Annotated in this window: 24 protein-coding genes; 9 read left to right on the top strand and 15 right to left on the bottom strand. The window is 73.4% G+C overall.

The window, feature by feature from the left end; genetic code table 11:
* The first annotated feature begins 6 nt into the window (after positions 1–6).
* The 7 genes from flgK to QMF98_RS14725 all read left to right on the top strand — a co-directional run bounded on the left by flgK (position 7) and on the right by QMF98_RS14725 (position 8,202).
* Positions 7–1,482, top strand: coding sequence for a flagellar hook-associated protein FlgK (gene flgK / locus QMF98_RS14695; protein ID WP_337973678.1), 1,476 nt, complete (start codon positions 7–9; stop codon positions 1,480–1,482).
* The gene (gene flgL / locus QMF98_RS14700; protein ID WP_337973679.1) at positions 1,479–2,390 is read left to right on the top strand and encodes a flagellar hook-associated protein FlgL; all 912 of its coding nucleotides are present in this window, start codon (positions 1,479–1,481) and stop codon (positions 2,388–2,390) included. The genes flgK and flgL overlap by 4 nt, the downstream gene beginning before the upstream one ends.
* Positions 2,387–2,845 (top strand): flagellar assembly protein FliW, encoded by a 459-nt coding sequence (locus tag QMF98_RS14705; RefSeq protein ID WP_291758212.1) that lies wholly within the window; start codon positions 2,387–2,389, stop codon positions 2,843–2,845. The genes flgL and QMF98_RS14705 overlap by 4 nt, the downstream gene beginning before the upstream one ends.
* Before the next feature lie 44 nt (positions 2,846–2,889).
* A complete protein-coding gene (locus tag QMF98_RS14710) occupies positions 2,890–4,086 on the top strand; it encodes an EAL and HDOD domain-containing protein (RefSeq protein ID WP_337973680.1) in 1,197 nt (398 codons plus the stop codon).
* 193 nt (positions 4,087–4,279) lie between these two features.
* The gene (locus tag QMF98_RS14715; RefSeq protein ID WP_337973681.1) at positions 4,280–5,359 is read left to right on the top strand and encodes a DsbA family protein; all 1,080 of its coding nucleotides are present in this window, start codon (positions 4,280–4,282) and stop codon (positions 5,357–5,359) included.
* 268 nt (positions 5,360–5,627) lie between these two features.
* A complete protein-coding gene (locus QMF98_RS14720) occupies positions 5,628–6,749 on the top strand; it encodes an ABC transporter ATP-binding protein (protein ID WP_337973682.1) in 1,122 nt (373 codons plus the stop codon).
* Between the two features lie 157 nt (positions 6,750–6,906).
* Complete coding sequence (locus QMF98_RS14725) at positions 6,907–8,202, top strand: DUF4032 domain-containing protein (RefSeq protein ID WP_337973683.1); 1,296 nt, start codon at positions 6,907–6,909, stop codon at positions 8,200–8,202.
* A 63-nt stretch (positions 8,203–8,265) separates the two neighbouring features.
* Here the strand turns inward: QMF98_RS14725 and rlmB are convergent, their stop codons facing one another.
* The 7 genes from rlmB to QMF98_RS14760 all read right to left on the bottom strand — a co-directional run bounded on the left by rlmB (position 8,266) and on the right by QMF98_RS14760 (position 14,586).
* Complete coding sequence (gene rlmB / locus QMF98_RS14730; RefSeq protein WP_337973684.1) at positions 8,266–9,282, bottom strand: 23S rRNA (guanosine(2251)-2'-O)-methyltransferase RlmB; 1,017 nt, start codon at positions 9,280–9,282, stop codon at positions 8,266–8,268.
* The gene (cysS, locus tag QMF98_RS14735; RefSeq protein WP_337973685.1) at positions 9,282–10,718 is read right to left on the bottom strand and encodes a cysteine--tRNA ligase; all 1,437 of its coding nucleotides are present in this window, start codon (positions 10,716–10,718) and stop codon (positions 9,282–9,284) included. The genes rlmB and cysS overlap by 1 nt, the downstream gene beginning before the upstream one ends.
* A gap of 9 nt (positions 10,719–10,727) precedes the next feature.
* Positions 10,728–12,023 (bottom strand): MFS transporter, encoded by a 1,296-nt coding sequence (locus QMF98_RS14740; protein WP_337973686.1) that lies wholly within the window; start codon positions 12,021–12,023, stop codon positions 10,728–10,730.
* Positions 12,023–12,667 carry a TetR/AcrR family transcriptional regulator gene (locus QMF98_RS14745; protein WP_337973687.1) on the bottom strand — a complete coding sequence of 215 codons (645 nt, stop codon included), beginning with the start codon at positions 12,665–12,667 and terminating at the stop codon, positions 12,023–12,025. The genes QMF98_RS14740 and QMF98_RS14745 overlap by 1 nt, the downstream gene beginning before the upstream one ends.
* Positions 12,668–12,811: 144 nt before the next feature.
* Positions 12,812–13,327 carry a 2-C-methyl-D-erythritol 2,4-cyclodiphosphate synthase gene (ispF, locus tag QMF98_RS14750; protein WP_337973688.1) on the bottom strand — a complete coding sequence of 172 codons (516 nt, stop codon included), beginning with the start codon at positions 13,325–13,327 and terminating at the stop codon, positions 12,812–12,814.
* On the bottom strand, positions 13,324–14,055 hold the full coding sequence (gene ispD, locus QMF98_RS14755) for a 2-C-methyl-D-erythritol 4-phosphate cytidylyltransferase (RefSeq protein WP_337973689.1): 732 nt from the start codon (positions 14,053–14,055) through the stop codon (positions 13,324–13,326). Before ispD ends, ispF begins: the two co-directional genes overlap by 4 nt.
* A 48-nt stretch (positions 14,056–14,103) precedes the next feature.
* Entirely contained in the window at positions 14,104–14,586 is a 483-nt protein-coding gene (locus QMF98_RS14760; protein WP_122148867.1) for a CarD family transcriptional regulator, read from the bottom strand.
* A gap of 240 nt (positions 14,587–14,826) precedes the next feature.
* On the opposite strand from QMF98_RS14760, the gene QMF98_RS14765 reads away from it, so the two are divergent.
* A complete protein-coding gene (locus QMF98_RS14765; RefSeq protein ID WP_337973690.1) occupies positions 14,827–15,336 on the top strand; it encodes a hypothetical protein in 510 nt (169 codons plus the stop codon).
* 25 nt (positions 15,337–15,361) lie between these two features.
* Here QMF98_RS14765 and pstB read toward each other — a convergent pair whose 3' ends face one another.
* The 6 genes from pstB to QMF98_RS14795 form a co-directional block, all read right to left on the bottom strand.
* Positions 15,362–16,141 (bottom strand): phosphate ABC transporter ATP-binding protein PstB, encoded by a 780-nt coding sequence (gene pstB, locus QMF98_RS14770; RefSeq protein WP_291758229.1) that lies wholly within the window; start codon positions 16,139–16,141, stop codon positions 15,362–15,364.
* 43 nt (positions 16,142–16,184) lie between these two features.
* The gene (pstA, locus tag QMF98_RS14775) at positions 16,185–17,153 is read right to left on the bottom strand and encodes a phosphate ABC transporter permease PstA (protein ID WP_337973691.1); all 969 of its coding nucleotides are present in this window, start codon (positions 17,151–17,153) and stop codon (positions 16,185–16,187) included.
* On the bottom strand, positions 17,153–18,073 hold the full coding sequence (gene pstC, locus QMF98_RS14780) for a phosphate ABC transporter permease subunit PstC (protein ID WP_337975648.1): 921 nt from the start codon (positions 18,071–18,073) through the stop codon (positions 17,153–17,155). The genes pstA and pstC overlap by 1 nt, the downstream gene beginning before the upstream one ends.
* A gap of 219 nt (positions 18,074–18,292) precedes the next feature.
* Positions 18,293–19,423 carry a phosphate ABC transporter substrate-binding protein PstS gene (gene pstS / locus QMF98_RS14785; protein WP_337973692.1) on the bottom strand — a complete coding sequence of 377 codons (1,131 nt, stop codon included), beginning with the start codon at positions 19,421–19,423 and terminating at the stop codon, positions 18,293–18,295.
* Between the two features lie 163 nt (positions 19,424–19,586).
* On the bottom strand, positions 19,587–20,309 hold the full coding sequence (locus QMF98_RS14790; protein ID WP_337973693.1) for a response regulator: 723 nt from the start codon (positions 20,307–20,309) through the stop codon (positions 19,587–19,589).
* Positions 20,306–21,556: a sensor histidine kinase gene (locus tag QMF98_RS14795; protein WP_337973694.1), complete on the bottom strand. Its 1,251-nt coding sequence runs from the start codon at positions 21,554–21,556 to the stop codon at positions 20,306–20,308. The genes QMF98_RS14790 and QMF98_RS14795 overlap by 4 nt, the downstream gene beginning before the upstream one ends.
* A gap of 147 nt (positions 21,557–21,703) precedes the next feature.
* On the opposite strand from QMF98_RS14795, the gene phoU reads away from it, so the two are divergent.
* On the top strand, positions 21,704–22,375 hold the full coding sequence (gene phoU / locus QMF98_RS14800) for a phosphate signaling complex protein PhoU (protein ID WP_337973695.1): 672 nt from the start codon (positions 21,704–21,706) through the stop codon (positions 22,373–22,375).
* Positions 22,376–22,469: 94 nt separating this feature from the next.
* Here the strand turns inward: phoU and QMF98_RS14805 are convergent, their stop codons facing one another.
* Entirely contained in the window at positions 22,470–23,210 is a 741-nt protein-coding gene (locus tag QMF98_RS14805; protein ID WP_337973696.1) for a phosphoglyceromutase, read from the bottom strand.
* Positions 23,211–23,286: 76 nt separating this feature from the next.
* Positions 23,287–24,618, bottom strand: a complete 1,332-nt coding sequence (locus tag QMF98_RS14810; RefSeq protein WP_490715619.1) for a glycosyltransferase — start codon at positions 24,616–24,618, stop codon at positions 23,287–23,289.
* Positions 24,619–24,626: the final 8 nt, after the last annotated feature.

A 24,626-nucleotide genomic window follows, 5' to 3' on the forward strand; every position in this document is an offset into this window, starting at 1 on the left:
GCGGGGATGGCCAGCACCTTCTCGGGCCTCGGCACCGCCCTGAGCTCCCTGATCGCCCAGCGGCAGGCGCTCACCGTGGCGGGCCAGAACATCGCCAACGCCAACACCCCCGGCTACACCCGCCAGCGCGTCGACCTCGCCTCGGTGCCGGGTGCCCAGGTGCCGTCGATGTTCGCCACCTCCGACGGCGTCGGCATGGGCACGCAGGTCACCGGGATCTCCCGGCTGTCCGACCAGTTCCTCGACACCCAGCTGCGCTCGCACACCGGCACCGCCTCCTTCCTGGCGGCCCGCGCCGACGCGTACACCACGCTCGAGACGAGCCTCGGCGAACCCTCGAAGACGGGCCTGTCCTCCCAGCTCTCGACGTTCTGGGCCGGCTGGCACGACGTCGCGAACTCCCCCGACGACGCCGCCGCCCGCACCGTGCTGCTGGACGACGCCCGGCAGGTGACCGAGACGCTGCACGCCCGGTACGGGGACCTGCAGACGCAGTGGCAGCAGGCACGCAGCACCACGGGCACCCTGGTGGACCAGACCAACACGCTCGCGTCGAACGTCGCGGACCTGAACAAGCGGATCCTCGACATCACCAACTCCGGCGGCAGCGCCAACGAGCTGGCCGACCAGCGCGACCAGCTGGTCACGCAGCTGTCCGGCCTGGTCGGCGCCACGGCGCGGCAGCGGGCCGACGGCCAGCTCGACGTGATGGTCGGCGGCAACATGCTGGTGTCCGGGGACCACGTGCGGCAGCTCGCCGTCAGCGGCCCGGCAGCCTTCTCCGGTGCGACGGGTGACCCCTCGGCCGTCCCGCCGGTGGTCGCGGCCGCCGTCCGGGTCGTGTGGGCCGACGCCCCGACGCAGGACGCGGCCCTGTCCGGCGGCCGGGTGGCCGGACTGCTGACCGTGCTGGCCCCGCCGGACGCCTCCGGCACCGGCGGCATGCTGACCGAGGCCGCCGCGAGCCTCGACACGGTGGCGCAGGCGCTGGCCGACGGCGTCAACGCCCTGCACCAGCAGGGTCAGACGGTCGCCCAGGCCACGGCCGGCTCCGCCACCCCCGGCGGCACCGACTTCTTCGCCATCAGCGGCGGATCGGCGGCCGCCGGCATCTCCGTCGCACTGAGCACCCCCGACCAGATCGCCGTCGCGGCACCCGGCAGCGGGCCGCTCGACGGCTCCGTCGGGCAGAAGATCGCCGCGCTCGCCGACAGCTCCACCGGCCCTGGTGCCGTGTGGGCCGCCGCCGTGGCGCAGGTCGGCAGCATGTCGGCGTCGGCCTCGTCCCGCAGCGGCGTGGCCGAGCAGGCCCGCGCCTCGGCGGAGACGGCGCAGCAGTCCGGCGCCAGCGTGGACACCGACGAGGAGACCGTCTCGATGCTCGCCTTCCAGCGGGCCTACCAGGGCGCCGCCCGCGTGATCACCGCGATGGACGAGATGCTGGACACCCTGATCAACCGCACCGGAACCGTGGGGAGATGAGCATGCTCGGCCGTGTGACGCAGCAGACGGTGCAGGCCCCGAGCCTGCGCAACCTGCAGTCCAACCTCAGCCGGATGGCCGCTCTGCAGGCGCAGATGTCCAGCGGCACCAAGCTGTCGCTGCCGTCGGACGACCCGTCGGCCACCTCGGACGTGATGCGGCTGAACGCCTCCTCGCGCCAGCTGGACCAGTTCGGTCGCAACGCCTCCGACGGCACGTCGTGGCTCACCACCATCGACACCGCCCTCTCGTCCACCACCACCGCGCTGCAGCGTGCCCGCGACCTGACGGTCCAGGGCGGCAACGGCGCCTACGGCGCGACGTCGCGGCAGGCACTGGCCACCGAGATCGCCGGCATCCGCGACGACCTGCTCAAGCAGGCCAACACGACCTTCCTCGGCCGCACGGTGTTCGCCGGCACGTCGAACACGGGGGCGGCGTACACCGTCGGCACCGACGCGAGCGGCAACCCGACCTACACGTTCAACGGCGTCGCCGGATCGTCCGTGCAGCGGCAGGTGGGCACGGACACCCAGGTCCGCGTCGACTCCGACGGTGCCGCCGTGTTCGGCAACGGCAGCGGCTCGGTGTTCGCGACGCTCGACAGCATCGCCGCGACCCTGAACGCCGGCGGCGACCCCACGGCGCAGCTGGCCGACCTGGACAAGCACCTGAACGCCGTCACCAACGAGGCCGCCTCGGTCGGCAGCCGCCAGCGCGTGCTCGACGCCTCGACGGCAGACCTGACCAGCGCGAGCCAGACGGTGAAGACGCAGACCTCCGGCCTGCAGGACATCGACCTGGCCGCGGTGATCATGCAGCTGAAGTCGCAGGAGGTCGCCTACCAGGGCGCTCTCGGTGCCACCGGTCGCGTGCTGCAGCCGACGCTGATGGACTTCCTCAAGTGACCCCCGCCCCCGCCGCCCAGACGGTGACGGTGTCCACCGCGACCGGTCCCCGTCAGGTGCCCGCCGTGCTGCGGTTCGCCGACCCGCTCCCGGGCCTGCCGGGCCGCACGGAGTACGCCCTGGACGCGCTGGACGACGAGGGCCTGCTGTTCGCGCTGCGCAGCGCGCCCGACGCGGCGGCGCCGCGGGTCCGGCTGTTCGTCGTGAGCCCGGGCCTGTTCTTCCCCGACTACGCGCCGTCCATCCCCACGGACGCGCTGGACGGCGTGCGCGGGCGCCCGGCCGCCGGTCCTGCACCGGACCCGGTGCTGCTGAGCGTGGTGCACCCGGGCGAGGCGGACGGTGAGCACCCGACGGCCAACCTGCTCGCCCCGCTCGTGGTCAACCCGCACAACGGGCGTGCCGTGCAGACGGTCCTCGACGAGGACCTGCCGCTGCGCGCCCCGCTGGGCTGACGCCGAACCCTCACGACGAGGCCGCTCCGGCCGATGGACCGGGCATGCCCCACTCGTCGCCGTCGTCCCCGGTCGCCGTCTACCGACAGCCAGTCGTGGACCTCGACCGCAACGTGCGCGCGTATGCGCTGCGTGCCGCCACGTCGGCCGTCGCGACCGACCCCGTCGCCGAGGACCTGGTCGAGGCGCACTACGCCCAGCTGGACCTGACCGAGCTCGCCGGCGACGCCCCGGTGATCCTCCGGGCGACCGCCCGCATCCTGTCCGGCGCCCTCCCGCTGCCGACGGCTGCCCAGGGCACCTGGCTCGAGCTCACGGCACGGATGGCCGCCGACCCGGATGCCGCCACGCACGTCGTCACCCTGCGCACCCGGGACGTCCGCACGGTGCTGGGCGACTACGCCGCCACCCCGGGCCAGGACGCGCTGCTGCCCCTCGCGGGCTGGGCGAAGGTGGACGCGACCGCGGAGCCCGAGCGGCTGCGTGCGCTGGTCGAGCGGGCGCACGCCCTCGGCGGCCAGGTGATCGCCGAGCGTGTGGGCACCGCACGCGACCTGCAGGCGGCCAAGGAGGCGGGCGCCGACCTGCTGCAGGGCCCGATGCTGGTGCGCCGCGAGGAGGCGCAGACCCGCGAGGGCTCCGCCGGCGAGCTCCAGTGCCTCGAGCTGGTGCGGCTGCTGTCCGTCGAGGACGAGATCAACTTCACCGCGGTGGCGAACATGGTCGCCAGCGACCCGGAGATGTCCGTGCGCGTGCTGCACATGGTCAACTCCTCGGCGTTCGCCCTCGCCCGCACCGTCGACTCCGTCCGCACCGCGGTGGTGCTGATGGGTGCACGCCGGCTGGCCGCCCTGGCGATGGCCTCGCTGATCGACGCCCGCCCCACGGCCGTCGGGCCGTTGTGGGCCGTGCTGACCCGTGCGCTGGCCTGCCGCACCCTCACCGACGAGACCGGCTACACCGTCGGCCTGCTGTCGGCGGTCAGCGCCCAGCAGAACCTGTCCCTGGCGACCATGGTGCGGCGCACCGGCGTCTCGGCCCAGGTCGCCGACGCGCTGCTGAACGGCGCCGGCCGGTACGGAGCCGTGCTCGCGGCGGTGGTCGCGTACGAGGCCGACGACCCGCAGGCCGTCATCGCCACCGGCATCGACCCGTTCGCCGTCGCGCACGCCTACCTCGACGCGGTGCCGGCGGCCCTGTCCACCGCGACCGCCCTGTGCGTCGAGGCCGTCTCGGCCTGACCTCGGGCCACGCCCCGGCGCAGCACCCGGCACCGGACACAGCAACCTCTCAGCGGACTTCAGGCGCACGGCCAGCCCGCGGTGCCAGGCTGCGAACGTCATGCCCGGCCACGGCCGCCGCGACGTCCCGGTCGCGTGGGTGCGGGTCCGGCAGCCGCAACGAAGCAGCCGCAAACGAAGGGGTGCCCGCGCCGTGAGCTACAACCGGTCCGCCAAGCAGAAGGTCAGCCGCAAGCAGCGGCGTGCGGAGGACCGCGAGCTGGCTCGCCTGGAGCGGGAGCGCCGGGCCGCCCGTGCCCGACGACGCCGCATCGGCCTGCGCGTCGGCGCGGTGACCTCCGTCGTCGTGGTGGCGGCCGGCGTCGCCGTGGCGGTGCAGGCGCACGCCCGCGCCCTGCAGGTCGGTCCGCGCAACATGATGAGCGACGGCCTGCTGATCACCGGCAACGGCAGCACCCTGTCCCCGGCGACGAGCGCGCCGATCCCCGCGGGCGGCACCCCGACCCCGCACCCGGTCAGCACCGGCTCGGGCGCGCTCGACCTGGTGGTCAGCCTCGACTACGGCGACCCGCGGTCGGCGGCGTTCTGGGCCGCCAACGGCAGCACCATCGAGCAGTGGGTCACGTCCGGAGCCGCCACCCTGGAGATCAAGCCCGTGGCGCTCTCGTCCGGTCGGACGGCGTACACACCCACCCCGGCGCCCACCCCCAGCACCCCGGCGGCGACGGCGTCGCCCACCCCGTCCGCCACGCCCAGCCCCACGACGTCGTCCTCCGCCACCCCGTCGGCCACGCCCACGCCGACCGCCACCACCAACACCGAGACGACCGCCCAGGACTACGCGCTGCGCGCCGCGAACGCCTTCGCCTGCGTCGCCAGCTACCAGCCGAGCTCGGCCCTGGCGGTCAACGACGCCCTGTTCACCGCCCAGCACACCTTCGGCTCCGCCGGTCTGACCCAGGCCCAGCTCGTCACGCTCGTCAACAACGCCGGCGTCACGTCCGGCACCGTGAGCGCGTGCATCACCAGCCGCCGCTACGTCGGCTGGGCGCAGCAGGCCACGGACCGCTCGGGGGTCGCGGGCGTGACGGTCGACGTCGCGGGCCGGCCGTACACCGGCTCGGTCGACGACACCACGGCGTTCTCCACCTTCGTCGCCTCCGTGTACAGCTCGCTCGCCGCCTCGGCGTCGGCCGCCACGGCCACGCCGACGCCGACCGCCACCCCGCCCCAGACGTCCACCCCGACGCCGGTGGCCACCCCCGCCGGCTGACCGAGGCCGGCTGACCACGGCCGGCTGACCACGGCCGACCCGCGGCCGGTAGACGCCCGACCGGCTTGCCCCGGCCACCCGAGGACCGAGGGGCCCAGTCCCGCCGTCGACCCCTGTGGCATGATGACTGCGCGCGGACCTCTCGGTCCGCGTACCCGTCGTCGTCGACGGTGTCGACGACGACACCTCCCCGGTCCGCTGTGGTCCGGGGCAGCTCTTCACTCGGATCGTCCGGCACGTACCTGCCGGTGAAGGGATTGGCACAGTCATGGCTACGGTCACTTTCGACCACGCGACCCGGATCTACCCGGGCACCGAGCGTCCCGCGGTGGACTCGCTCGACCTGCACATCGAGGACGGCGAGTTCCTCGTCCTCGTCGGCCCCTCCGGCTGCGGCAAGTCGACCTCCCTGCGCATGCTCGCCGGCCTCGAGGACGTCAACTCGGGCAACATCTTCATCGGCGACCGCAACGTCACCGACGTGCAGCCCAAGGACCGGGACATCGCGATGGTGTTCCAGAACTACGCGCTGTACCCGCACATGACGGTCGCGGACAACATGGGCTTCGCCCTGAAGATCGCCGGCACCCCCAAGGCGGAGATCCGTACGCGGGTGGAGGAGGCGGCCAAGATCCTCGACCTGACGCAGTACCTCGACCGCAAGCCGAAGGCCCTGTCCGGTGGCCAGCGTCAGCGCGTCGCCATGGGCCGCGCCATCGTCCGCCAGCCGCAGGTGTTCCTCATGGACGAGCCGCTGTCGAACCTCGACGCCAAGCTGCGCGTGCAGACGCGTACGCAGATCGCCGGCCTGCAGCGCCGCCTCGGCGTCACCACGGTGTACGTCACGCACGACCAGACCGAGGCCCTGACGATGGGCGACCGGATCGCCGTGCTCAAGGACGGCCTGCTCCAGCAGGTCGGCACCCCGCGCGAGATGTACGACCGCCCGGCCAACGTCTTCGTCGCCGGCTTCATCGGCTCCCCGGCGATGAACATCGGCACGTTCCCGGTGCTCAACGGCGCCGCAACGCTCGGCTCCACCCGCGTGACGCTGCCTCGCGAGGCGATCGCGGCGCTGTCGGACGACGACAAGGGCCACATCACGGTCGGCTTCCGCCCGGAGGACCTCGACGTGGTGCCGGCCGGTACCCCGGACTCCATCCCGGTGTCCGTGAACATCGTCGAGGAGCTCGGCTCCGACGCGTTCGTGTACGGCTCGCTGACGGACGACTTCGGCAACGCCGAGACCATCCACTCCGGTGCCGGCGACGCGCAGGTGATCGTGCGCATCGACCCGCGTGGTGTCCCGGCCAAGGGTGAGAAGATCGCCGTCAAGGTGCGTCCCAACGACCTGCACCTGTTCCACGCCGGTACGGGCGAGCGCTTCTGATCCGCTCCACGTGACGCCCGTGAGGGGCGGGACCGGCACCCGGTCCCGCCCCTCACGTCGTCTCGGAGCCTTCCCGGCACTCGTCCGCCGACCCGCACCAACGCGCGCCCGGCCCGCCCAGCCCGCCGCGCCCGCCCAGCCCGCCGAGAGGACCACGATGGCGCAGAGCCTGCAGATCACCGCCGCCTCGGCAGACCCGGCGCTGCTCGACCTGCCGTGGCACATCGCCCTGGAGGACTGGCCGACGTCGGCCCTCGCCGCCCTGCCACGCGGCATCTCCCGGCACATCGTGCGGTTCGCCCGCCTGTCCGGACGGGTGATCGCGGTCAAGGAGATCGGCGAGTCCGTCGCCTTCCGGGAGTACGAGCTGCTGCGCCAGCTGCGCCGGCTCGACGTGCCGAGCGTGGTCCCCCTGGGCGTGATCACCGGTCGGCACGCCCCGGACGGGGAGCCGCTCGAGGCCGCCCTGATCACCGAGCACCTGCAGTTCGCGCTGCCCTACCGCGCCCTGTTCAGCCAGTCGCTGCGACCGGACACGGCCACCCGCCTGATCGACGCGCTGGCGGTGCTGCTGGTGCGCCTGCACCTGGCAGGCTTCTACTGGGGCGACGTCTCGCTGTCGAACACCCTGTTCCGGCGCGACGCGGAGACGTTCGCGGCCTACCTGGTGGACGCGGAGACGGGCGACCTGCACGAGAAGCTGACCGACGGGCAGCGGTCGTACGACCTGGAGATCGCGCGGGTCAACATCATCGGCGAGCTGATGGACCTGCAGGCCGGTGAGTTCCTGGAGGACGACACCGACGCCGTGGCGATCGGCGACGCGCTGGCGGTCCGCTACGAGGAGCTGTGGCGCGCGCTGACCGAGGTGGAGTCGTTCGGGTTCGGCGACCGCTGGCGGGTGCAGGCCCGCATCGACCGGCTCAACGACCTGGGCTTCGACGTCGACGAGATCGACATCACCACCGACGTGGACGGCACCACGGTCCGCATCCAGCCCAAGGTGGTCGACGCCGGTCACCACTCCCGCCGTCTGATGCGCCTGACCGGCCTCGACGTGCAGGAGAACCAGGCCCGGCGGCTGCTGAACGACCTCGACGAGTACCGGGCCGCAACGGACCGGCAGCGCGAGGACGAGGCGTTCGTCGCCCATGACTGGCTCACCGAGGTGTTCGAGCCGGCCGTCCGGGCGGTACCCCGTGAGCTGCGCGGCAAGCTGGAGCCGGCGCAGGTGTTCCACGAGCTGCTGGACCACCGCTGGTTCCTGTCCGAGCAGCAGCACCGGGACGTGCCGATGGACCAGACGGTCGCGTCGTACCTGTCGACGATCCTGCCGCTGCGCCCCGACGAGCAGGCGATCCTCGGTGGGCTGCCGGGTGACATCCGCGACGAGACCGGCGCCATCCCCAGCGTGGAGGGCGCAGCGGCGGAGGACGCGGTCGCCCACGACTGACGCCCGTCTGCCGGCACGCCCGACGTTCGGGTCGTCACGGCACCAGCCGGTGACGGCAGGACGTCAGCCGACCGAGCGGGCCTTCGCCACCTCGTACAGCGCGATCCCGGCGGCCACCCCGGCATTCAGCGACTCGACGGCCGACGCGATCGGGATCGCCGCCACCGCATCGCACTGCTCGCGCACCAGCCGGGACAGCCCCTTGCCCTCCGAGCCGACCACCAGCACCAGCGGGTCGCCGGAGAACGGCAGGTCACCCACCGACACGTCGCCGTGCCCGTCCAGGCCGACGACGAACACGCCCGCCTGCCGGTACTCCGCCAGGGTGCGCGCCAGGTTGGTCGCCCGCGCCACCGGCACCCGCGCGGCGGCACCGGCGGACACCTTCCAGGCCGCCGCGGTCACACCGGCGGAGCGACGCGACGGCACCAGCACGCCGTGCGCGCCGAACGCACCGGCGCTGCGCAGCACCGCGCCGAGGTTGCGCGGGTCGGTGACGCCGTCGAGCGCCACGATCAGCGCGGGCTTGCCGGACCGCTCGGCGGTGTCCAGCAGGTCGTCCGGGTCGCCGTACACGTAGGCCGGCACCTGCAGCGCCACGCCCTGGTGCACGCCGCCGTCGGTCATCCGGTCCAGCTCGAGGCGGCTGACCTCGAGGATCGGCATGCGGGCGTCGGCCGCGATCGCGATGATCTCGCGGGTGCGGTCGTCGGCCTCGAGCTTGGCGGCAAGGTAGACCGCCGAGGCGGGCACCCCGGCGCGCAGCGCCTCGAGCACCGAGTTGCGGCCGCCGACCACCTCCTTGCCCGGGGTCTGACGGCCCCGACCGGCCGCGCCGGGCCGCCCTGTACCGGGTCGTCCTGCGCCGGGCCGCCCGGTGGCCGCCGGGCGTGCGACGGAGCCACCCCGCTCCTGCGCCACCTTCCGCTTGTGGGCGGCGTGGTACGGCCGGTCCTCCGCCTTGGGCGTCGGCCCCTTGCCCTCGAGCGCCTTGCGGCCGTGCCCTCCCGTGCCGACGCCGGGGGCCTTCTTCGACCCTGCCTTGCGCGTCGCACCGCGTCGCTGCGAGTTCCCGGCCATCAGCTCTCCTCGTCCCGCGCGGCGAGCGTCCACCGCGCACCGTCCTTCGAGTCCTCCACCACGATGCCGGCGGCACCGAGGCGATCCCTGATGGCGTCCGACGTCGCGAAGTCCTTGGCGGCCCGCGCCTGGGCCCGTGCCGCCAGCTCCGCGCCGACCAGGGCGTCCAGCGCCCGCGCCTCGCGGTCGTCCGAGCGGACCGAGCCCCACTGCTCGCCGGCCGGGTCCAGCCCGAGGACGTCGAGCATCCCCCGCAGCCCGACCATCGCGGCCTGCACCGCCTCGTCGTCGCCGCGGGCGAGGGCCGAGTTGCCGGCGCGCAGCACCTCGTGCACCACCGCGAGCGCGGCCGGCACGTTGAGGTCGTCGTCCATCGCCGCGACGAAGTCCGCGGGGAGCTCGGCCGAGGCGACGGCGGCGGCGTCCGCCACCCCCACCTTCTCGGCAGCCCGCGCGACGAAGCCGGAGAGGCGGTCCCACGTCGCGGCGGCCTCCGCCAGGGTGCCGTCCGTCCACTCGAGCATCGAGCGGTACTGCACGGCGGTCAGCGCGTACCGCACCACCGCCGCGGGCGTCTGAGCCAGCACCGCCGAGACCAGCAGCCCGTTGCCGAGCGACTTGCTCATCTTCGCGCCGCCCTGCGTCACCCAGCCGTTGTGCAGCCAGTACCGCGCGAACCCGTACCCGGCGGCCCGCGACTGCGCGAGCTCGTTCTCGTGGTGCGGGAACCGCAGGTCCAGGCCGCCGCCGTGGATGTCGAACGAGTCGCCCAGGTACCGGCGGGCCATCGCGGAGCACTCCAGGTGCCAGCCGGGGCGGCCGCGGCCGAACGGGGTGTCCCAGGCGGCGGTGTCCGGCTCACCCGGCTTCGGCGACTTCCACAGCGCGAAGTCGTGCGGGTCGTGCTTGTCGGCGCCGTCGGCCGGCTCGTCGGAGGTCTCGACGATGTCGTCCAGGCGCTGGTTGGTCAGCGCGCCGTAGGCCGGGTACGAGCGCACGTCGAAGTACACGTCGCCGGGGCCGGCGCTGTACGCGTGCCCGGTGTCGACCAGGCGGGTCATCAGCTCGACCATCGCGGGCACGTGCCCCGTGGCGCGGGGCTCGTAGTCCGGCGGCAGCACGCCGAGCGCGTCGTAGGCGGCGGTGAACGCCCGCTCGTTGGCCATCGCCCACGCCCACCACGGCACGCCGGCGTCCGCCGCCTTGGCGAGGATCTTGTCGTCGATGTCCGTGACGTTGCGGATCATCGTCACCTGGTAGCCGCTGCGCCGCAGCCAGCGCACCAGCACGTCGAAGGCGATCGACGAGCGCACGTGGCCCACGTGCGGCGGCGCCTGCACGGTGGCGCCGCACAGGTAGATGCCGACCCGGCCTTCGACGAGGGGGACGAAGTCACGCACCGCGCGGGTCGCGGAGTCGAAGAGCCGGAGGGTCACCGGCCAAGGCTACCGGGGCGGCTGCGTGGGCCCGCGCCCGCCAGGGGTGCCCAGCACCCCCGCGACCAGCACCACCGCCAGCACCAGCACCGCAGGCACCACGAAACCGGCCCGCAGCGTGAGGACGGACCCGACGGCTCCCACCGCGACGCCGCCGAGCACCACGCCGACGTAGTTGAAGTAGTTCAGCCGCGCGACGACGGCATCGGCGTGGCCGGGCGCCACGTCGCCGGCCGCCGAGAACGACAGGGGCGGCACCACGCCGAGGCCGAGGCCCACCAGACCGAACCCGGCCACGACCAGCCAGGCGTCGTGCGTCAGCATCACCACGAGCAGACCGACGGTGCCCAGCACCGCGCCGACCCGCACCACCGCCGCCCGGCCGACGCGGCGCACCCCGAGGTCGCCGACCACCCGGGACAGCAGCGTCGTGCCCAGGTAGGCCGCGTAGCCGAGGGGCTGCACGTGCGTCGGCGCGCCGACGTCCTGCGCCAGGAACAGCGCGCTCCAGGCCGACACCGCCGAGTCGACGATGTAGAACGCCACCACCACCAGCCCGAGCATCACCACCGGGCGCCACGGCACGACCGCGCGCGAGGTGGGCCCGGTGGTCGGGACCGACGGCTGTGCGCCGTCCGCTGCCACCGGGGCCGCCTCGGTCCCGTCAGCCGCCGTCCCCGCGTCAACCGCTGCCGCGCCACCGGACCACCACCCGGCCCGCCGCACCAGCACCGCCGCTGCGACGGCAGCCGGTGTGCCGAGCAGGATCACCGCCACCACGGGATCCGCCGGCCAGCGCGGCGCGAGCGCCGCCACCAGCAGCGCACCGGCGATCCCCCCGAAGGACCACGCCCCGTGGAACCCCGCCAGCAGCGACCGCCCGTACCGGTGCTGCACGGCGACCGCCTGCATGTTCACCGACGCGTCCACCAGGCCGAGGCCGAGGCCGTACAGCAGGAACGCCCCGACCAGCAGCGCGAACGACGGGGCCGCCGCGACACCGACCAGGGCGGCCGCGAGCACGCTCAGCCCTGCGACCAGCCCGCCTCGGCTGCCGGACGCCGAGGCGGCCAGCCGGTCGGCCAGCACCGTGCCGCCGGCCGCCACCACGCACACGCCGAGGATCACCAGCGTCACCTGCCCGGTGCCGACGCCGTGCCGGCGCTCCAGCACCGGCAGGCTGTTCAGCGTCAGCGCGTAGGACAGCCCCTGGGCCGCGAACGCCGCCGAGATCGCGATGCGCGCCCGACGAGCCGCCACCGGGACGGCGAGGCTGCGCGACAGCGCGTCCGCCGGCGACGCCATCAGACGGGCTGGTCGGCGAGCGGCTGCTCGAGGGCGTCCGTGCGCGCCTGCACGGGGCGGATGTGGGAGGCGAGGAACGCGCCGAACACCTCGAGGGCGGCCAGCGCCTGGTCGCCGTCGTGGTCGGCCAGCCACGCGAGCGTGATGCCGTCCGTCGCCATCACCACCAGCCGCGCGAGCTGGGCGAGCGGCAGCGTCCACTCGACGTGCGCCGCCCGGGCGACGCTCTCCAGGAACGTCCGCGCGGCCTCGTGGCTGACGGAGTACTGCTCGGCGGACACCTGCCGGACCTCGGGGTGCCGCATCGAGTAGGTGGTGAGCTCGAAGCTGAGCAGCTGGGCGCCGCGCGTCTCCGCGATGTTCGACCAGAGCAGGTGTGTCGCACCGAGGATGATCTCGGCCGCCTCGCCCTCGGGCGGCATCTGCTGCAGGCCCGTGGTCAGGTTCTGGCGCGTGATGTAGTGCGCCATCGACCGCAGGATCTCGTCCTTGTCGCGGAAGCAGTAGTGCACCACCCCGAGCGAGACGCCGGCCTCTGAGGCGATGGCGCGCACGGTGGCGGCGTCGATGCCGTCACGGCTCGCGACGCGGATGGCCGCGTCGATCAGCTGCTCGCGCCGCTCGGCGACGGGCAGTCGGTTCATGGGGCCCTCCTTGTACCGGCGCCGCTCGCGGCACCGCAGCGCCGCGACGAGGCAAATAACCAAGGATGACGATAGTCATAAGTGGCGTGCACTCCGCACCCAGACGGGAGCCGGTCACCCGCTCGGACCTGCGGTGACCGGCTCTCAGGAGCCGACGGGCAGCACCAGGGCGGTGGCGACGGCCGCGACGCCCTCGCCGCGGCCGGTCAGCCCCAGGCCGTCGGTGGTGGTCGCGGAGACCGTGACCGGGCCGCCCGCCGCCGCCGACAGGGCGGCCTGGGCCTCGTCCCGCCGCGACCCCAGGCGCGGCCGGTTGCCGATCACCTGCACGGCGACGTTCCCGACGACGAACCCGGCGGCGCGCACGCGCCGCGCCGTCTCCGCCAGCAGGGCCGTGCCGGCCGCACCGGCCCAGGCGGGGTCCGACGTACCGAACTGCGAGCCCAGGTCACCGAGCCCGGCGGCCGACAGCAGGGCGTCCGCGGCGGCGTGCGCGGCGACGTCGGCGTCCGAGTGGCCCGCCAGCGGTCGCTCCCCCGGCCACTCGAGGCCGGCGAGGTGCAGCACGGCACCCTCGGCGGGATCCGGGTCGTAGGCGTGCACGTCCACGCCGATACCGGTGCGGGGCAGTCCACCGGCCAGTGGCTCGCCCGTCGTCACGGCGCCACCGCCGCCAGCACCTCGGACAGGTGCAGGTCGCGCGGGGTGGTGATCTTCACGGCGCGCTCGTCCCCGGCCACCATCCACACCGGCAGCCCGAGGGCCTCGACCAGCCCGGCATCGTCGGACGCGGCAGTCGCCTCGCCCACCGCCCGGTCGGCCCCCGCCTGGTGCGCCCGCACCAGGACGTCGCGGTCGAACCCCTGCGGTGTCTGCACGGCTCGCAGCTCCTCCCGCGGCACGGTCGCCAGCACCGGCGCACCCTCGGCGCCGCCGGCCCCGACCCGCTTGATCGTGTCCGTGACGGCCAGCCCGGGCACGACCGCCGGATGCCCTGCCCGCACGGCCTGGACCACCCGCGCGACCAGCTCGGGGGGCGCGAAGGCCCGCGCCGCGTCGTGCACCAGCACCACCGTCGCGTCGTCCGGGATCGCCGCGAGCCCCGCCGCCACCGACGCCTGCCGCGTCGCGCCGCCGGCCACCACCACGAACGACGCCCGCGGACCGAGCCCGGCCCGCAGCAGCGCCTGTGCCGCGGTCACCTGTCCCGCGGGCACCGTGACCACCAACCGCTCGACACCGGGCCCGTCGGCTGGCCGTGCCGCGAGCAGCGACCGCGCCGCATGCACGACGAGGGCCACCCCCTGCACCGGCACGAAGGCCTTGGGCAGGACGTGGCCCAGTCGGGATCCGCTCCCGGCGGCGGTGAGGATGGCGGCGACCGTCACGGCCGTGCTCCTCGGGCGCTGGTCAGCAGGTGGGTGGCGCGAGGCGGCTCAGGAGGCCAGCACCTCGTCGAGGATGGCCTCGGCCTTCTCCTCCTCGGTGTGCTCCGCCAGCGCGAGCTCCGAGACGAGGATCTGACGGGCCTTCGCCAGCATCCGCTTCTCGCCGGCCGAGAGGCCCCGGTCGGCGTCGCGGCGCGACAGGTCGCGGACCACCTCGGCGACCTTGATGACGTCGCCCGATGCCAGCTTCTCGAGGTTGGCCTTGTAGCGGCGCGACCAGTTGGTCGGCTCCTCCGTGTAGGGGGCGCGCAGCACGTCGAACACGCGCTCCAGACCCTCCTGGCCCACCACGTCGCGCACGCCGACCAGGTCGACGTTCTCCGCCGGGACCTCGATGGTCAGATCACCCTGCGCGACCTTGAGCTTGAGGTAGATCTTGTCCTCTCCACGGATGGTCCGGGTCTTGATCTCTTCGATCAACGCTGCACCGTGGTGCGGGTAGACAACGGTCTCCCCAACAGTGAAAGTCATCTGCAGGTGTCCCCTTTCGCAGTGACCTATCCTATCACGCCGTATTTCCGGCCAAATGGTCCGGATCCTGCCGTCGTCGCAGGTCAGCAGGCACGTCCGGAGCCCGGTCCCGGGACGGCACGCCGGGGGTGCAGGCCGCTAGGCTGGGCACGCCCAGGACCAAGGTCCTCCCCGCATGGCGGGGCCGTACCGGGGGTACCGGGACGCGCAGCGGCCGCAGGGCCGTGCACAGGAGGAGCCGTGACCAGCACCCGCCGCCCACGCCGAACGATCGCCGTCGCGGTGCTCGCGGTGGCGCTGCCGCTCGTCGGAGGGCTCGCCGGCTGCTCGGCGACCAACCCGATCCAGACGCAGCGCCCGTACTCGCCGGCCGACGGTGTGCGTGCGACGCTCGGCCCGCTCGAGACGACGAACCTGCTGGTCGCCGGCACGGCGAAGGGCCACGCCGCGGCGCTGTCCGGCGGCCTGGTGAACACCGGTGCGGACGCGCTGACCGTCAGCGTGGCCGTGTCCGGCGAGACGTCGACGTTCACGGTGCCCGGGCACGGGTCGGTGCTGATCGGCACGGGGTCCGGCACCGGCCGGACTCTGCCGATCCACTCCCTCGACGCCGACCCCGGGGCGCTGACCACGGTCACGCTGAAGGTGCCGTCCGCCGGTTCGGCCGCCGTGCAGGTGCCGGTCGTGGACGCCGCGCTGCCGCAGTACACGTCGGTGCTGCCGTCGCCGACGCCGAGCACGTCGTCCTGACGGCTGCGCCGGCGCCCCGGCCCGATCAGCCGAAGCGGCCGGAGATGTAGTCCTCGGTCTGCTGCTGGCGCGGGGTGGAGAAGATCGTCGCGGTGTCGTCGATCTCCACCAGGCGTCCCGGCTTGCCGGCGCCCTCGATGTTGAAGAAGCCGGTGCGGTCGGAGACGCGCGCGGCCTGCTGCATGTTGTGCGTGACGATCACGATCGTGTAGCTCGCCTTGAGCTCCGAGATCAGGTCCTCGATCGCGAGGGTGGAGATCGGGTCGAGCGCCGAGGCGGGCTCGTCCATCAGCAGCACCTGCGGGGTGACGGCGATGGCGCGCGCGATGCACAGGCGCTGCTGCTGACCGCCGGACAGGGACGATCCCGGGCGGTCGAGGCGGTCCTTGACCTCCTTCCACAGGTTGGCGCCCACCAGCGAGCGCTCCACCAGGTCGGCGGCGTCGGACTTGGAGATCTTCTTGTTGTTCAGCCGTACGCCCGCCAGCACGTTCTCCGCGATGGACATCGTCGGGAACGGGTTGGGGCGCTGGAACACCATGCCGACCTGGCGGCGCACGGCGACCGGGTCGACCGCGGGTCCGTACAGGTCGACGCCGTCCATCGCGACGGTGCCCTCGACGCGCGCGCCCGGGATCACCTCGTGCATGCGGTTCAGCGAGCGCAGGAACGTCGACTTGCCGCAGCCGGACGGGCCGATCAGCGCGGTGACGCTGCGCGGCTCGATCGACATGCTGACGTCCGAGACGGCGAGGAAGGACCCGTAGTAGATGTTCAGGTCCTTCACGTCGATGCGCTGTGCCATGCGGGTCTCGCTCTCTGCTCTCTGCGACGGGGTCTCGTGGTGCTCAGCGCAGCTTCGGCGCGAACAGCCAGGTCACGAGGCGACCCACGAGGTTGAGGATGACGACGATGAGAAGGAGGGTCAACGCCGCGGCCCACGCCCGGTCGAGGTTGATCGACACGAGGCAGTTGGTGGCGTTCCGGGCGCAGCGCGCCGGGCCCTGGTGGTACTGGTCGTAGATGAACACCGGCAGCGTCATCATGCGGCCGGCGAACAGGTTGAAGTTGATCGACGCGGTGGTGCCGACCGCGATCAGCAGCGGGGCCGTCTCGCCGATCACGCGGGCGACGGCGAGCAGCACGCTGGTGGTCAGCCCGGCGACAGACGTGCGCAGCACCACCTTGACGATGGTCAGCCACTTCGGCACGCCGAGCGCGTAGGCCGCCTCGCGCAGCTCGTTCGGCACCAGCCGGAGCATCTCCTCCGACGAGCGGACCACCACGGGGATCATCAGCAGCGCCAGGGCCACCGACCCCATCACGCCGAGGCGGACACCAGGGCCGAAGAAGATGGCGAACACCGCGAAGGCGAACAGACCGGCGACGATCGACGGGATGCCCGTCATCACGTCGACGAAGAACGTGACGGCCCGCGCGAGCGGTCCCTTGCCGTACTCGACGAGGTAGATCGCGGCGAGCAGGCCGATCGGCACCGAGATCACCGTGGTGCCCAGCGTGATCAGCAGGGTGCCGGCGATCGCGTGGTAGGCACCGCCGGCGTCCATGCCGCCGGACACGTTGCGCATCGAGTGCTGCAGGAAGTACGGCGTGAACTTCGCCAGACCGTGGCTGAGCACGGTCCAGAGCAGCGAGAACAGCGGCGTGATCGCCAGGACGAAGGCGGCCCAGACGAGCCCCGTCATCATCCGGTTCTTGCGCTGCCGGCCGCGGTCGACCGACGTGAGCAGCTCGCGGAGCGCGTTGTCCGGTCCGGGGGCGGTCGAGGCGGTGGCCGACGCGCTGGTGGCGCTCATCAGTTGGCTCCGGAGAACTCGTTGCGGCGCGACACGATCCAGCGCGCCAGCATGTTGACCGCCATGGTGATGACGAACAGCGCCAGGCCGGTCGCGATCAGGGTGTTGACCGCGAGGCCGCTCGAGTCGGGGAACTTCGCGGCGATGTTCGCCGCGATCGTCTGGAGCACGCCCGAGTCGAAGATCTGGAACGAGTAGCCGGCGCCGCTCGAGGTGGACAGCACCATGAGCACCGCCATCGTCTCGCCGAGCGCGCGGCCCAGGCCGAGCATCGCGGCGGACACCACACCGGAGCGCCCGAACGGCAGCACGGCCATGCGGATCACCTCCCAGCGCGTCGCGCCGAGGGCGAGCGCCGCCTCCTGGTGCAGGTGCGGGGTCTGCTTGAACACCTCGCGGGAGACCGCCGTGATGATCGGCAGGATCATGATAGCCAGCACCAGGGCGGTGGTGGCCATGGAGCGGCCGGTCGCCGTCGCCCGCACCGTCACGCCCGGGATCACGCTGAGCACGTCGGCCACCCACTGCCACAGCGGGGCGATGCGCGGCGCGAGGATCTGGGCGCCCCACAGACCGAAGACCACCGACGGGATCGCCGCGAGCAGGTCGATCACGAAGCCGACGGCACCGGCGATGCGGCGCGGCGCGTAGTGGGACACGAACAGCGCGATGCCGACGGCGACCGGCGTCGCCATCACCAGCGCGAGCGCCGCGGCGATCAGCGTGCCGAAGATCAGGGGTCCGATGTACCCGGCCAGGTTGTGCGCGCCGGGGGGCAGGTTGCCCTCGGTCTGCAGCGTCGCGTCCGACGCGGTGATCGCCGCCCAGCCCCTGATCAGCAGGAACACCGCCACGGCGGCCAGGACGACCAGCAGCAGCACGCCGGCTGCCGTGGCCGCCCACCGGAACACCCGGGACATGCCGCGCTCGGCGACGCGCCGTCCCCGGGACGTCCGCGGACCGGCACCGCCACCGCCCTGGGGGGCCTTCGATGCATCGAGCGTGGGTGCGCTCACCACATGGACCTTCTCATCGCTTGATGGTCAACGGGAACTTCGCCGAACGCTACTGCCGGTGGCAGGGCACCCTGGTGGGGCGTCCCTGCCACCGGCAGGTGGGCGTCACGCCGGCAGTGCCGGTCAGCCGACCTTGATGGCCGCGACCGAGGCGGCCGCCTTCTGGGCGAGCGCGCCGGTCAGCGGCGCGGAGCCGGCCGCCTGGGCGCCGGCCTTCTGGCCCGCGTCGGAGACGACGTAGCCGAGGAAGGACTTGACGAAGTTCCCCTTGGCCGAGTCGCTGTAGCTGGAGCACGCGATCGCGTAGGACACCATCAGCAGCGGGTAGTCACCGGAGGCCGAGGCCTTGCGGTCGATGCTCACCACGATGTCGTTCGCCGGGCGGCCGGAGGCCAGCGGCGAGGCGTTGACCACGGCGGACGCGCCGTCGGCGGACGGCTTGTTCCAGGCGGAGCCGACCTTCAGCGCCGCCACGTTGATGCCCTGCGGCACGCCGGAGTCGTCGATGTAGGCGACGGCACCGTCGGTGCTGGAGAGCACGCCGGCCACACCGGAGGTGCCCTGCGCCGAGTCGCCGCCGTTCAGCGGCCACGCGTCGGCCTTGGCGTTGGTCCACACGTCACCGGCGGCCTTGTTCAGGTAGTCGGTGAAGTTGTTCGTCGTGCCCGACTTGTCGGAGCGGTGCACCGGCGTGATCTTGGTCGACGGCAGGGTCACGCCCGGGTTGTCCGCGGCGATCGCCGGGTCGTTCCAGGTCGTGATCGCGCCGGTGAAGATCTTGGCGATCGTTGCCGGCGCGAGGTTCAGCGAGGAGACGCCCTTGAGGTTGTACGCCACCGCGATCGGCGACACGTACACCGGGATGTCCCACGCGCCGTCGGGGCCGCAGACCTTCTGCGACTGGGTCAGCTCGTCGGTGCTCATCGCGGCGTCCGAACCGGCCCAGGCCACGCCACCGGCGAGGAACTGCTGACGGCCCGCACCCGACCCGGCCGGGTCGTAGTTGATGGTCAGGCCGGAGTTCTTCTGCTGCTCGGCGGCGATCCAGGCCTGCATCGCCTGCTGCTGCGCGGAGGAGCCGGCGCCGGAGAACGTGCCCGAGATGGCCGGTCCGGCGCTCGTGGCGCCCGAGCCCGACGTCGCCGACGAGCCGCTGCCGGCCGTGGCGTTGTTGTTGTCCGAGCCACAAGCGGCCAGCGCCAGGGCGGTGAGCCCAGCCAGCACGGCGGCGCCCACTGCGTGCGTTCGCTTCACTATGTTCCCCATCGTCTCGTCGTAGCGCCGTGCGTGGCGCTGTCGAGGGCAGACGTTAGGGACCCGAGGTGACCGGTTTCCCGGCGGAAGGTGAACCCCGGGTGAACGCTGGACGACGATCTGGTCGCGCGTCCGAGTTCTCCGGCGCAGCCCCGCAGCGGGGCTACTCGTCGGCGGAGAGCTTGTAGCCCAGGCCGCGCACGGTCGTCAGCAGGCGCGGGGTGGACGGGTCGTCCTCGATCTTCGCCCGCACCCGCTTCACGTGCACGTCCAGGGTCTTGGTGTCGCCGACGTAGTCCGCACCCCAGATCCGGTCGATCAGCTGGCCGCGGGTCAGCACCCGCCCGGGGTTGCGCAGCAGCAGCTCGAGCAGCTCGAACTCCTTCAGCGGGAAGGCGACCTGCTGGTCGTGCACCCTCACCACGTGCCGGTCGACGTCCATCTCGACCGGGCCCAGCACCAAGCGCGTCTGGTCCTCGTCGGGCAGGTCGTCGTCCGGCGAGGCCGCCACCGGGGCGGGGGCCGCCTCGCGACGGCGCAGCACCGCGCGCACCCGCGCCAGCAGCTCGCGCGACGAGTACGGCTTGGTGACGTAGTCGTCGGCGCCGAGCTCGAGGCCGACGACCTTGTCGATCTCACCGTCCTTGGCCGTCAGCATGATCACCGGGACGTCGCTGACCGCACGCAGCCGCCGGCACACCTCCGTGCCGGGCAGGCCGGGCAGCATCAGGTCGAGCAGCACCAGGTCCGCACCGGTCTCTGCGAACCGGTCGAGCGCGTCGGGACCGGTGGCCGCCGTGACCACGTCGTACCCCTCGCGGCGCAGCAGGTACTCGAGGGGCTCGCGGTAGGACTCCTCGTCCTCGACGAGCAGGATGCGGGTCACTGGGCGCTCCCGGGTGCGGACGTGGGACGGTCGGCCGACGACGCCGGCTCGGCGGTGGTGACGGTGGAGGCGCTGCTGGTGGAGGCGCTGCCGGCGGTGGCGCTGCCGGCGGACGTACCGGTCGGCTCCTCGGCGCGCGGCAGGCGCAGCGTGAACGTGGAGCCACGGCCCGGCTGGGACCACACGGTGACGTCACCGCCGTGGTCGGCGGCCACGTGCTTGACGATCGACAGGCCGAGCCCGGTCCCCCCGGTGTTCCGCGACCGCGCGGGGTCCACCCGGTAGAACCGCTCGAAGATCCGGTCCTGCTCGGTGGGCGGGATGCCGACGCCCTGGTCGACCACGGCGATCTGCACCAGGTCGGCCGTGGTGGACACGCCGACGCCGACGCGGGTGGCGTCCGGCGAGTACGCCACGGCGTTGTCCAGCAGGTTGCGCACGGCCGTCACCAGGAGGTTCCGGTCGCCGAACACCCGCGCGCCGGTCTGCCCGCCGACGTCGATGACGATCCGCTTGCCGCTGGCCGTGGTCCGGGCGCGGTCCGCCGCCTCGGCCAGGACGCTGTCGACGTCGACCAGCTCCATGTCCTGCAGGGCGTCCGTCACCTGCAGGCGGGACAGCTCGATGATCTCCTGCACCAGCAGGGCCAGCCGCTGCGCCTCGGACTGCATCCGGGCGGCGAACCGGCGGACGGCCGCCGGGTCGTCGGCGGCGTCCTGCACCGTCTCGGCGAGCAGCGACAGGGCGCCGACCGGCGTCTTCAGCTCGTGCGAGATGTTCACCACGAAGTCCCGCCGCATGGCCTCGAGCCGGCGGGCCTGGGTCAGGTCCTCCGCGAGCACCAGCAGCAGGTGCGGCATCACCTGGGCCACCCGCACCTCGAGCAGCAGCGTGCCGGAGCCGACCGGACCGCGCGGCAGGTCCAGCTCCGCATCCCGGATCACGCCGTCGCGGCGCACCTCCGCCACCATGTCGCGCACCGCGGCGTGCACCAGGCGACCGTCCCGCACCAGCCCCAGCGCATGGGCCGGCGGGCTCGCCCGCACCACCCGGTCCGCGTCGTCCAGCACGATCGCCGACGAGCGGAGCACGGCGAGCGCCCGCACCAGGCCCTCGTCCAGCTCGGGCTCCGGTTGCGGGGGGACGTGCCGCTGGGCACGCTCGCTCAGTCGGAAGGCGAGCGTCGCGCCGACTCCCACGAGCAGCCCGACGAGGCCTCCGACGAAGGAGGCGAGCTCGGTGTCCACAGCGCCACACCCTAGGGGCCGACGCCACGGCCAGGTCCCACCGGAGGGGCCCGTGCCGTGGCACAGTGCCCAGTGTTCACCTGGGGGGGCCCTTCCGTTCACCTGGACCTGGCACCCTGGCACCCGCACAAGCGGGAGAGGACGTTCATGCGTGAGATCTTCGACGCCGAGCTGAAGGCGCTCGGCGAGGACCTGCAGGCCATGAGCCGCAAGGTCGAGCAGGCCATCACGTCGGCGGGCATCGCCCTGGCGACGGCCGACCTGGGGCTGGCCGAGCAGGTGATCGTGGACGACCTCGCGATCGACGAGCTCGAGCGGCACCTCGACGAGCGGTGCATCCACCTGCTCGCCCAGCAGCAGCCCGTCGCGACCGACCTGCGGATCGTCGTCTCGGCGCTGCGCATGAGCGCGACGCTGGAGCGGATGGGCGACCTGGCGCGGCACGTCGCGCAGGTGGCACGCGGCCGGTACCCCCGGCAGGCGGTGCCGCAGTCGCTGTCCGGCACGTTCGCCGAGATGCACGAGGCGGCGGTGCGGGTGGCTCGCCGGATGACGACGCTGCTCGAGACGCGCGACCTGGCGGTCGCCGAGTCGATCGAGTCCGACGACGACCTGCTCGACGCCCTGCACGCCGACACGTTCACCGCGATGCTCGGCGGCGAGTGGTCCGCCACCCCCCAGCAGACGATCGACGTGACGCTGCTGGGCCGGTACTACGAGCGGTTCGGCGACCACGGCGTGAGCATCGCGCAGCGCGTGGTGTACCTGGTGACCGGCGACCTGACCAAGGGCGAGCCGACCAGCCTGCGGGCGCACTGACCCACCGCTCGGGCATCGCGCCCGACCGGCACCCGAACGACGAAGGGCGCCGCTCCTGCTGGGAGCGGCGCCCTTCTCGTTCAGCAGACCGAGGTCAGCGACCCTGGTTCGCCACGGCCTTGATCGCCTCGGCGGCGGCGTCCGGGTCGAGGTACTTGCCGCCGCGGACGGTCGGCTTCAGCGTGTCCTCGTCCAGCTCGTACACCAGCGGGATGCCCGTGGGGATGTTGATGCCGGCGATCGTGTCGGCGTCGACGTCGTCCAGGTGCTTGACCAGCGCGCGGATCGAGTTGCCGTGGGCCGCGACCAGCACCGTCTTGCCGGCCTGCAGGTCGGGGACGATGTCGCTGGTCCAGTACGGCAGCGCCCGGGTCAGCACGTTGGCCAGGGCCTCGGCGCGCGGGATCGGCTCACCGGCGTAGCGCGGGTCCGCGTCCTGCGAGAACTCCGAGCCGAGCTCGATGTCCGGCGGCGGCACGTCGTACGAGCGGCGCCAGAGCATGAACTGCTCCTCGCCGTACTCGTCGCGGATCTGCTTCTTGTCCTTGCCCTGCAGGGCGCCGTAGTGGCGCTCGTTCAGGCGCCAGCTGCGCTTGACCGGGATCCACAGGCGGTCCGCCACGTCGAGGGCGTAGTTCGCGGTGGTGATCGCGCGGCGCAGCAGCGAGGTGTGCACCACGTCCGGCAGCACGCCCTCGGCCTTGAGCAGCTCCCCGCCGCGCTTGGCCTCCTGCACGCCCTTCTCGGACAGCGCGACGTCGACCCAGCCGGTGAACAGGTTCTTCGCGTTCCATTCGCTCTCGCCGTGGCGGAGCAGCACGAGGGTGTAGGTCATGGCGTCCATCCTGCCGCAGGCGGGCGGCACCCGGCAGGACTGGGGTCCCCCGCGGACACCTGCCGAGGGCGGGCGGTCAGCGGGCTTCGGCCGCCACCGCGTAGACCTTGAGCACCTGGTCGGCGGCGGCGTCCCAGCCGAACCGCTCGGCGCTGGGCCGGGCCGCCTCACCCCAGGCGGCGAGGGTGTCGTCGTCGTCCAGCGCCTGGGCCAGCACGTCGGCCCAGACCGCCGGGTCGTGCCCGCGGACCAGTCGCCCCGAACGGCCGTCGTCCACGATGCTGCGCAGGCCGCCGACGGCAGCGGCTACCACGGGGACGCCGGACGCCTGCGCCTCCGCGGCGACCAGGCCGAACGACTCCGAGCGGGACGGCATCGCCACCAGGTCGGCCGCGTGGTACCAGCCGACCAGGTCCTCGCGCGCGGCCGGCGGGTGCACCAGCAGGTCGTCGCCGATGCCGAGCGACGCCGCGAGCGCGACCAGCTCGCGCACCGCCGTCGACCGCCCGCTGGGCCCGCCCAGCACCACGAGCAGCGGCACGGGGCGGCCGGTGGCGCGCAGCAGACCGAGCGCCCGCACCAGCACGTCCGGGGCCTTGAGCGGCTGGACGCGGCCGGCGAACAGCACCACACGGCGATCGGCGGGCAGGCCGAGTCGCGCACGGGCGGCCGCACGGGTCGCGGCATCGGCCGGCCGGAACCGGTCCAGGTCCACCCCCGGCTCGACGACGTGCACCCGCGCGGGGTCGGCGCCGTAGAGCTCGACGAGCTGGCGCGCCTCCGCCGGCGTGCTCGCCACCAGGGCGTCCGCCGCCTCGACCACCTGCTCCTCACCGACCACCCGGGAGACCGGCTCGGCGTCGTCCCCCGGCGCGAGCGCCGCGTTCTTCACGCGGGCCAGCGTGTGGGCGGTGTGCACCAGCGGCACCTCCCAGCGCGCCGCGGCCACGGCACCGACCTGGCCGGACAGCCAGTAGTGGGAGTGCACCACCTGGTACCAGCCCGGACGACGGGCCGCCTCCGACCGGAGCACGCCGGCGGTCATGCCGCACAGCATCCCCGGCAGGTCCCGCTTGTCCAGCCGCTCGAACGGGCCGGCCGGCACGTGGTGCACCAGCACGGGTGGGGTGACACCTGCCGGCACGTCATCGGCCAGGAGCACGGCGCGGCGGTCCTCCCGGGACAGCGGGGCGCCGTGCTCGTCGGTGCCGCCGAGCACCACCGTCTCCGGCAGCTCGGACGATGTGGCGCGCGTGAAGATCTCCACCCGGGCACCCCGGGCCGCCAGCGCCCGGGACAGCTCCAGCACGTAGACGTTCATCCCCCCGGCGTCGCCGGTGCCCGGCTGGTCGAGCGGGGACGTGTGCACCGAGAGCATGGCGACGCGCGGTGCGTGCTCGAGGGTCACCGGGTCAT

The organism is Cellulomonas sp. NTE-D12 (assembly GCF_027923705.1).
Taxonomy (GTDB): domain Bacteria; phylum Actinomycetota; class Actinomycetes; order Actinomycetales; family Cellulomonadaceae; genus Cellulomonas.

Excerpts from the sequence above, each read along its gene's own strand:
- flgK (WP_337973678.1), top strand. The coding sequence starts at position 7 with ATGGCCAGCACCTTCTCGGGCCTCGGCACCGCCCTGAGCTCCCTGATC.
- QMF98_RS14745 (WP_337973687.1), bottom strand. The coding sequence starts at position 12,667 with ATGAACCGACTGCCCGTCGCCGAGCGGCGCGAGCAGCTGATCGACGCG.
- QMF98_RS14740 (WP_337973686.1), bottom strand. The coding sequence starts at position 12,023 with ATGGCGTCGCCGGCGGACGCGCTGTCGCGCAGCCTCGCCGTCCCGGTG.
- QMF98_RS14760 (WP_122148867.1), bottom strand. The coding sequence starts at position 14,586 with ATGACTTTCACTGTTGGGGAGACCGTTGTCTACCCGCACCACGGTGCA.
- flgL (WP_337973679.1), top strand. The coding sequence starts at position 1,479 with ATGAGCATGCTCGGCCGTGTGACGCAGCAGACGGTGCAGGCCCCGAGC.
- QMF98_RS14710 (WP_337973680.1), top strand. The coding sequence starts at position 2,890 with ATGCCCCACTCGTCGCCGTCGTCCCCGGTCGCCGTCTACCGACAGCCA.
- rlmB (WP_337973684.1), bottom strand. The coding sequence starts at position 9,282 with ATGGCCGGGAACTCGCAGCGACGCGGTGCGACGCGCAAGGCAGGGTCG.
- pstB (WP_291758229.1), bottom strand. The coding sequence starts at position 16,141 with ATGGCACAGCGCATCGACGTGAAGGACCTGAACATCTACTACGGGTCC.
- QMF98_RS14725 (WP_337973683.1), top strand. The coding sequence starts at position 6,907 with ATGGCGCAGAGCCTGCAGATCACCGCCGCCTCGGCAGACCCGGCGCTG.
- pstA (WP_337973691.1), bottom strand. The coding sequence starts at position 17,153 with ATGAGCGCCACCAGCGCGTCGGCCACCGCCTCGACCGCCCCCGGACCG.
- QMF98_RS14720 (WP_337973682.1), top strand. The coding sequence starts at position 5,628 with ATGGCTACGGTCACTTTCGACCACGCGACCCGGATCTACCCGGGCACC.
- pstC (WP_337975648.1), bottom strand. The coding sequence starts at position 18,073 with ATGTCCCGGGTGTTCCGGTGGGCGGCCACGGCAGCCGGCGTGCTGCTG.
- phoU (WP_337973695.1), top strand. The coding sequence starts at position 21,704 with ATGCGTGAGATCTTCGACGCCGAGCTGAAGGCGCTCGGCGAGGACCTG.
- QMF98_RS14805 (WP_337973696.1), bottom strand. The coding sequence starts at position 23,210 with ATGACCTACACCCTCGTGCTGCTCCGCCACGGCGAGAGCGAATGGAAC.